An 8047-nucleotide genomic window follows, 5' to 3' on the forward strand; every position below is an offset into this window, starting at 1 on the left:
GGCCAGGTCGTGCGCCCGCGCGCATCCGGCGCCCCGGGCTGCGCCCTGCCCGGGGCGGCTTCCGCCCCGCAATAGTGGGCCGCTCACGAACGGGGCACGAGGCGGGGAGGTCGGTCGACGGTGGGGAAGAAGCGGACCGCGCCGGAGGTGTCCGAGTCGGAGCGGTTGTTGTTCGGCGGGCCACTGCGCTACGACATGGGCTGGAACCAGCACGCCGACGCGTTCCTTGAGCTGAACTTCCGCGCCATGATCACCCGACTGCCGTCCCTGCTCGCGTCCAGCCTCCGGCTCGCCCGGCAGGCCGACCGGGGCGCGGCGCGGATCGTGCTGGCCGCCGAGGCGGGCCGGGGCGTGGCGCAGGCGGTGAGCCTGCTCGCCGTGAACAGCGTGCTGGCCCGGCTGATGGGCGGCGGCCCGATCGACGACCGACTGCGCGGTGCCGTCCCCGCCCTGGTCACGGTGGCCGTCGTGATGTTCCTCGCGGCCCTCCTGCGGGCCGCGAGCACCTACGCCACGGGCCGGCTGGAGCCCAAGGTCGAGCGGGTGGCGACCGAGCGGTATCTGGAGCGGGCCGCGGCCGTCGAGCTGGCCGCGATCGAGGACCACGCCTTCCACAAGCTGCTGGACACCGCGCAGTACGGCGCCGCCTCGGCACGCCGGATGATCTCCTACGGGACCCGCGTGATCAACGCGATGATCTCGTTGGTCGCGGCGGCGGGCGTGCTGACCGTGCTGCACCCTGCACTGCTGCCGCTGCTGGTGACGATGACCCTGCCGAGCGCCTGGAGCGCGCTGACCGTCGCCCGGCGGCGCTACGAGTCCTTCCACGCCTGGGTGCAGCACGCCCGCGCGGGCCGGCTGCTCGGGAACCTGCTGATCGAACCCGAGGCGGCCCCGGAGATCCGGGTGCACGGGGTCGGCTCCTTCCTGCTGCGGCACTTCCGCGCGATGTCGGAGACGGCCGAGGCCGAACAGGCCCGCCTGGCGGGGCTCGCCGCCCGCACGGGCCTGATCGCGGCGGCGCTGACGGGCCTGGCGACGGTGGCCACGTACGCGACGCTGGGCGGGCTGCTGCTGGCGGGCGCGATGGCCCTGTCGGTCGCGGGCACGGCCGTGATCGCGATCCGGACCGGCTCGCAGAGCCTCGACACGCTCGTGGTGGAGGTCAACGCGCTGCACGAGGAGGCGCTCTTCGTCGGGGACCTGCACCGGCTGTACACCGAGGCGGACCAGTGGGCGATCCCGGCGGGCGGTGCGCCGCTGCCGGAGGATCCGCGTGAGATCCGCTTCGAGAACGTCACGTTCCGCTACCCGGGCGACTCGGCCCGCCCCGCTCTCGACGACGTGACACTGAACCTGCCGCTGGGCCGGATCGTGGCTCTGGTCGGCGAGAACGGCTCCGGCAAGACGACCCTGGTCAAGCTGCTCGCCGGGCTCTACAAGCCGGAGCGTGGGCGGATCATGTGGGATGGCGTGGACGCGGCGACCGCGGACCGGAACCGGCTGGCCGAGCGGATCGCGATGGTGGCGCAGGACTTCAAGCGGTGGCCGTTCACGGCGCGGGTGAACGTCGCCCTGGGGCGTCCTTCGATGCCCGTGTGCGAGGACCGGCTGGGCGCGGCGGTCGCCGACGCGGGGGCGGAGACGGTGGTCGCGGACCTGCCGCGCGGGCTGGACACGCTGCTCGCCCGCAACTTCAGCGGCGGTCACGAACTGTCGGGCGGCCAGTGGCAGCGGCTGGGCATCGCCCGGGCGGCCTACCGCAGGGGCCGCATCCTGATCGTGGACGAGCCGACGGCGGCCCTGGACGCCCGGGCGGAGCTGGAGGTCTTCGAGCGGATCCGCGCCCTGGCCGACAGCGGCCAGACTGTCGTACTGATCACCCACCGGCTGGCGTCCGTACGGCACGCGGATCTGGTGCACGTCCTGGACCAGGGCCGGCTCGTGGAGTCCGGGACACCGGAGGAGCTGCTGGCCACCGGCGGCGTCTACGCCGAGCTGTACGCGCTCCAGGCGGAGCAGTTCGCCTCGTCACCCCCGCCGGCCAGGAAGGTGCCGGCGCCGAAGGCGGGCTGACGGCACACGTCAGGCGGTGGCGTCGGCCACGTCCCCGCTGCGCACGATCACCAGGAACATGTCCGTGGCGAGGTCCATGACGACCTCGGCGGGCAGGCCTTCGCTGCGCCGCGCCTGCGCGAACTCCTCCGCAGGCCAGGAGCCACGCGGCCCACCGGCGGGAAAGCGCTCGAGCACCGTTCGCCCGTTCACCCTGCACCTCCATGTAGCGCTGTACTCGTAGAGTTAAACGCCAACCATGGGGTGAACGGCTCGCGAAGTGACGGTACTGAGACGTAGTTGACACGCGTTCACCGCTAAGTGTGACCAACTTCTCAGCCTCTTGGCCTATGTGTTCACTTTCCGTATCAGTCGTCGCACTCGTCGTGATGCCGGATGCGCCTATTTCTCGCAGGCGCCCCCATCCCACTCAGGCGCGAACATGAACTGCATTTCCCGGACCGCGGAAGTCCGCGGAGGGCGTGCCGTCGGGTGTCAGGTGTCAGGTGTCGTACTGCTGGATGCGCCGGCCGTGGCTGCGGTCGACGAGTGCGGGCAGGCGCTCCACCAGTTCCCGTACCACCATCGGCACGTCGATCGTCAGCAGTTCCCGGTCGCGCATCAGGATCCGTCCGTCGACGATCGTGGTGCGGACGTCGGCGGAGCGGGCGCTGTGCACGAGGGTGGCGGCGAGGTCGTGGACGGGCTGGGTGTGCGGCCCGGTGAGGTCGACCAGGACGATGTCGGCCCGTCGGCCGGGCGCGATGCCGCCGGCGCTGTCCCCGAGGCCCACGGCACGGGCGCTCTGCAGCGTGGCGTGGTGCAGGGCCTGCCGTGAGGTCAGCCAGCGAGGGTCGCCCTCAGCCGATTTCTGGACCAGCGAGGTGAGGGCCATGGACTCCCACACGTCGAGGCTGTTGTTGGAGGCGGGGCCGTCGGTGGCGAGTCCCACGTCGACACCGATGTCGCCGAGGGCGCGGACCGGTGTGGTGTCGGGCCAGGCGAACTTGAGGTAGCCGCGGGGCGCGCTGGCGACGGCCGTACGACCGTCCGACCGCTCCAGCAGGGGAAGGTCGCTGTCGACGATGCCGGTGCCGTGCGCCAGGAGCAGGTCCGTGTGGAGGATGCCGGTGCGTTCCAGGACCTCGATCGGGGTGCCGCCGTGGCGGGCCAGGCTGGTCTCGGTCTGGTCCCGGTTCTCGGCGGCGTGGAGGTGCACCGGCAGGCCGTGCGTGCGGGCGAGCTCGGCGGTGGCGGCGAGGTCGGCGTCGTCGACCGTGTAGGGGGCGTGGGGTGCGAGCGCGGTGGTGATCCGGCCGTCGGCCGCGCCGCGGTGGCGCAGCGCGAACTCCAGCGACCGCTCCCGGCCTTCGGGGCCCTGCGAGGAGAAGAAGGCCTCGCCGAGCAGCGCCCGCATGCCGGATTCCTCGACCACCCGGGCCACCGCGTCCATGGCGAAGTAGTGGTCGGCGAAGCAGGTGACGCCTGCCCTGATCATCTCGGCGCAGGCGAGCCGCGCCCCCAACTCGACGTCCGTCGGCGTGAGGTTGGACTCGACGGGCCAGACGACGTCGTTGAACCACTCCTCGGTCGGCAGGTCCTCGGCGAGGCCGCGCAGCGCGACCATCGGCGCGTGCGTGTGGCAGTTGATCAAGCCGGGCAGGGCGACCTGGCCGCGGGCGTCGATCCGCTCGGCGGCGGGCAGATCCGCGGCCTCCGCCGCGGTGGTGACGGCCCCGACGATGCCGCCGCGTACGACGATCGCGGCGTCCTCGGCGAACCCGATCCGCTCTTGATCGTCGTGCACGAGGACGGTACATGCGCTGATGATGAGCTCGGCGGGACTGTCCGCGGCAGAAGGCGTCACCACGCCAACGTACGACGGCGTCGTAGGGCGGCATGAGCCGAACCGCACATCCCGTCACAGCTCTGTCGCGGGGCGGGCCGGGCGCTCACCCTGGCCTCACCGCCCCGTCTGTCGGCTTCCGAGAGGATCCCGGCATGCTCCTCGGCACCTGGAACATACCGGCGGCCCAGTTACCGCAGACCCGCGGCGACGCCCGGCAAGCCTGCGCCCACAGCTGCCCCCGGTGTGGGCTAGCCGGCCAGGGGTGTGCGGGGCGGTGGACGTAGCCCCACCCGCTCTCCCCGGCGGGAGAGATCGGTGAGGGCGGCCGCGAGGCGCTCCTTGTGGCGGGGCCCGATCCGGCCTGTGTCGTCCAGGTGCACGGCGCAGGCGGTCGTGGTGTCGACGAGGCGTTCCAAAAGGTCGGCCACCTCGTCCGCGCCCTCGGTGTGCCGGGCGAGGGCGGGCAGTTCGTGCGCGGCCAGGGAGCCGGCCGACCGGGCCTCTGCGAGGGTGCGGTAGGCCTCGCGGCGCAGGGTCCAGCGGGTGGCGCGGTGGTCGGAGGGGGTGCCGGAGGTCCCGATGCGCGGGGCGTCGGCCTCGTCGAGGACGTGCGTGAGGTAGGCGTACGCGGCGTCGCTCGCCGCCGTGAGCCGGGCGCGCACTCCCCCGCCGCGCTGGCCCGGCATCGGCAGGTGCCCGACGATCAGCACGATCGCGCAGGCCAGCAGCGTCTCGCCGATCCGGCCGGCGGAGGCCTGGGGCTCGCCGCCGACCATGACGAGCGCGAGGACCAGGACGGTGGCGACGGCGGTCTGGGCGGCGAAGTGCCGGGTGGCCACGGGTATGAGCGCGCCGCTGAGGGCGACGAGCGCGATGAGCCCTTCCGGCTGGGGCAGGACTGCGGCGAGCCCCGCGAAGAGCAGCGCCCCGAGGACGGTCCCGGCGGCCCGGTTCAGCACCCGCGAGGCCAGCGGTCCCAGATCGGGCTTGACCAGGAACACGGCGGTGGCGGGCAGCCAGTACCAGTGCTCGTGCTGCCCGTACCACTGACTCTGGTGCAGGGCCTGGGCGACCGCCGAGCTGGCGCCGAAGCAGAGGGCGACACGCAGCCCGTACTCGCGTCCGGCACTGCCGAGAACGGCGCGCAGCCGGTCCCCGGCACTGCGGGGACGGGTGTGCAGATCATCACCGCCCCGGCCCTGGTCGAACACCTCGGCGGCGTGCAGGAGGGCGTCGTCGAGCGCGCGCAGGGCGGGTGCCGAACGGGACGGGGCGGGCAGCGGCCCGGTGTGGGTGTTGCCGCGCACGGCGGAGGCGAGCCGCCGGGGGCCCTGGGAGGCCCGCTCGGCGATGGCCTCCTCGGCCCAGGCGAGCGCGGTGGCGGCCTCGGCGAGGGGCAGGGCCGCGGCGTACTGCGCGTGCAGCCGGCGCTCGGCGGAGGAGGAGGCGTACCTGCGCAGCCTGGGCCCGGCGAGGGCGTCCTGGGCGTGGTCGAGGGCGGCGGTCAGGGCGGCCCGGCGGGGGATGGCGTCCGGCCCGCCGACGGCGTCGAGCAGTTCGGCGACGGCCTCGTACACGCGGGCCACGGCAGCGCGCTCCCCGTCGAAGCGGAAGTCACCGGTGAGGGAGCCGGGCGTGGGCAGGACGAGCCGCAGTACGAGCAGCCATCCCGCCCCGGCGAGGTAGGCGAGCGCCCGCTCCCAGCCCGGCTCGGGCAGGGGCATCCCGGCGCCGACCGCCGAGCCGACCAGCAACTGCGTCCCGACGGCGGACGCGACGGGCCCGACGGCGCTCATCCCCCCGGCGACGAGCCCGACGACCGTGAGGACCACGGTGAGCACGACCGCCCCGGCCTCCTGCCCGGTGTACGTCCCGGCCACGAGCCCCAGCGCACCGCCCAGGGCGGGCACTCCGATCCGCCTGACGGAGACGCGCCGGCTCCCGGGCCGGTCGTTGATGCCCGCCAGCATGGCGGCGATCGCGGCGACGACGCCGAGGGAGGTGAGACCGGTCTGTACGGCCAGGAGCAGCAGCGGCCCCGCGGACAGGGCCCCCCTTGTCACCGCGCTCCAGGGAACCGGCCCCCGCTGCGCGCTCAGGGCGTGCGCGAGCCAGGGCGGAAGGTGCGGGGTGATGCGGCGGGACACGGGGCTCCTGTCGTCTCGACGAGGGCAGGGGAGAGCCTTCGGGCGACGGCGGCCGGGGCGGGGTGTGGCTGCCCACGGTAAGCGGGGTTCCTGGAGAATAGGTTTCCGGAACGTGTCGGACGGCTCGGAACCGGCGTTCTTTATGTACGCAATCCGGGAGCGGGCCCCGGCAACCTTTCCGGCCCCGGCGACCACTGGTGAGTCGTGAGCGCGCGTTCTCCTGAACCACGCAAGGACTCGAAGGACTCATCCGTGGCATCCGCATCCCATCGCCGTCCCCTTCGCAAGCGGCGCACGGCCCTCGTCTGGACCGTCGCCGTGGCGGCCGTGGCACTCCTCGTCTCGCTCGTGATCGCCCTGCGCCCGGGCGGCGAACCGGACACGGTACGGACGGAGGCCGAGGCGGCCGCCGGAACCCGGCCGAGCGCCTCGCGCACGGCACACGATCCGGCACCGGCTCCGAAGCCCTCCACGGCCTCCCCGTCCTCGACGGTCTCCCCGTCCTCCGCCACTCCCACCGCGACCGCCACACCGGCGCGGCCCTCCCCCGCCGCCACCCGCTCGTCCGCGCCTCGTCCGGCGTCCGGCACCGCGCCCCTGGCGGGACGGATCAAGCCCGGGACCACCTACACCGGCGTGGCCACCCATTACGACGCCAAGGACGGTGACGGCGCCTGCCTGTACGGCCCGAGCCCCGACCTGATGGTCGCGGCGATGAACCACGCCGACTACGAGACGTCCCAGGCCTGCGGGGCGTACATCCTGGTCCGCGGCGCGAGTGGCGCCTCCGTCACCGTCCGGGTCACCAACGAGTGCCCGCTGCCCTGCGCCCCCGGGCAACTCGACCTCAGCAAGGAGGCCTTCGCGAAACTCGCCGGTCTCTCCGCGGGACGGATACCGATCACCTGGAGCCTGCTGAGCCCCGGCACGTCCGGCACGGTCTCGATCCGCTACAAGACCGGCTCCAGCCGTCACTGGTGCGGCATCCAGGCACTCGGCCACCGCAACCCGCTGGCCCGGCTCGAGGTCAGGAGCGGCGGTGGCTGGAGCCGGTTGACGCGTACCGAGTACAACTACTTCCTCTCCCCCGGCGGCACCGGCTGCGGCGGCTCCCTCAGGCTCACCGACATCTACGGCGAACAGCTCACGGTCGACGGCCTCCCGATCCGCCCGGACACCGTCCAGCGGACCCGCGTGCAGTTCACCCGGCGGTGACGGCGCGCACGGCCCGGGCGAGCAGCGTCTCCGCGTCGGCGACGGCCCGGTTGAGCGCGGCCGGGCCGTCCGGGAGGTTCCGCACGACAGCGTCCACCTCCTGGAGCCCCGCCCGCGCCACCAGCCCCTTGTCGTTGGTGACCCACTCCCCGCGCGCCGCCAGCACCGCGTGTGCGGTCTGGGTCGCGGCGAGGGCGATCGCGCCCGCGACCTGGGTGACGGCGTTCCTGGGCGCGTGCCCGGTCTTGGCGTAGGCGAGGCCGGCCGCGGCCATGCCGTGCCAGTGCGCCGGGGCGCTGACGCGCAGTGCCGGCGGATAGGCGCCCGGACGCGGCAGTTCGCCCCGCAGCACCCGGTTGACCGCGAGTTCGGCGACGAGGAGGTAGGTCGGGATGCCGGCCAGGTGGAACATGAGGGGCTCGACGCGGAAGCGGCCCGCCTCCGCCTCGGCCCGTTCGTGTTCGACGACGGCCAGGTCGCGGTAGTGGACGTCCACCCTCCTGCCGTCGATCGTCAGCCAGGCGCCTGAGTTGAACACGCCGCCGCCCCAGGCGCCGATCTCGCAGACCTCGCCCTCCCAGCCGAGCGCGCGGAGATCGGCCGGGGCGAAGGCGCCCCGGTAGTAGACCGCCAGATCCCAGTCACTGTCGGGCCGTTCGGTGCCCCGGGCCCGGGAGCCACCGAGGGCTACGGCTTCCACGGCGGGCAGGGCGGCGAGGCGGTCGGCGGTCGCGGCGAGGAAGGTGTGGTCCGGGACGGTGGGCACGGCGGGCTCCTGGGC

Annotated in this window: 6 protein-coding genes; 2 read left to right on the forward strand and 4 right to left on the reverse strand. The window is 73.8% G+C overall.

The features are described 5' to 3' along the window. The first annotated feature begins 120 nt into the window (after nt 1-120). Nucleotides 121-2076 (forward strand): ABC transporter ATP-binding protein, encoded by a 1956-nt coding sequence (locus C1J00_RS33305; RefSeq protein WP_102912700.1) that lies wholly within the window; start codon nt 121-123, stop codon nt 2074-2076. A 9-nt stretch (nt 2077-2085) separates the two neighbouring features. Here the strand turns inward: C1J00_RS33305 and C1J00_RS33310 are convergent, their stop codons facing one another. The 3 genes from C1J00_RS33310 to C1J00_RS33320 all read right to left on the reverse strand — a co-directional run bounded on the left by C1J00_RS33310 (nt 2086) and on the right by C1J00_RS33320 (nt 6051). Beyond that, the gene (locus tag C1J00_RS33310; RefSeq protein WP_010039591.1) at nt 2086-2268 is read right to left on the reverse strand and encodes a DUF8839 family protein; all 183 of its coding nucleotides are present in this window, start codon (nt 2266-2268) and stop codon (nt 2086-2088) included. A gap of 289 nt (nt 2269-2557) precedes the next feature. Beyond that, nucleotides 2558-3922, reverse strand: coding sequence for an amidohydrolase (locus tag C1J00_RS33315; RefSeq protein ID WP_180989783.1), 1365 nt, complete (start codon nt 3920-3922; stop codon nt 2558-2560). Between the two features lie 230 nt (nt 3923-4152). Continuing rightward, nucleotides 4153-6051: an FUSC family protein gene (locus C1J00_RS33320; protein ID WP_102912702.1), complete on the reverse strand. Its 1899-nt coding sequence runs from the start codon at nt 6049-6051 to the stop codon at nt 4153-4155. Nucleotides 6052-6303: 252 nt separating this feature from the next. Here C1J00_RS33320 and C1J00_RS33325 point away from each other — a divergent pair, with 252 nt between their 5' ends. After that, nucleotides 6304-7266 carry an expansin EXLX1 family cellulose-binding protein gene (locus tag C1J00_RS33325; RefSeq protein WP_102912703.1) on the forward strand — a complete coding sequence of 321 codons (963 nt, stop codon included), beginning with the start codon at nt 6304-6306 and terminating at the stop codon, nt 7264-7266. On the opposite strand, the gene C1J00_RS33330 is transcribed toward C1J00_RS33325, so the two are convergent. Then, on the reverse strand, nt 7253-8032 hold the full coding sequence (locus C1J00_RS33330) for a nucleotidyltransferase domain-containing protein (RefSeq protein WP_102912704.1): 780 nt from the start codon (nt 8030-8032) through the stop codon (nt 7253-7255). The genes C1J00_RS33325 and C1J00_RS33330 overlap by 14 nt on opposite strands. Nucleotides 8033-8047: the final 15 nt, after the last annotated feature.

The sequence above is a fragment of the Streptomyces cahuitamycinicus genome (genome assembly GCF_002891435.1).
Lineage (GTDB): Bacteria > Actinomycetota > Actinomycetes > Streptomycetales > Streptomycetaceae > Streptomyces > Streptomyces cahuitamycinicus.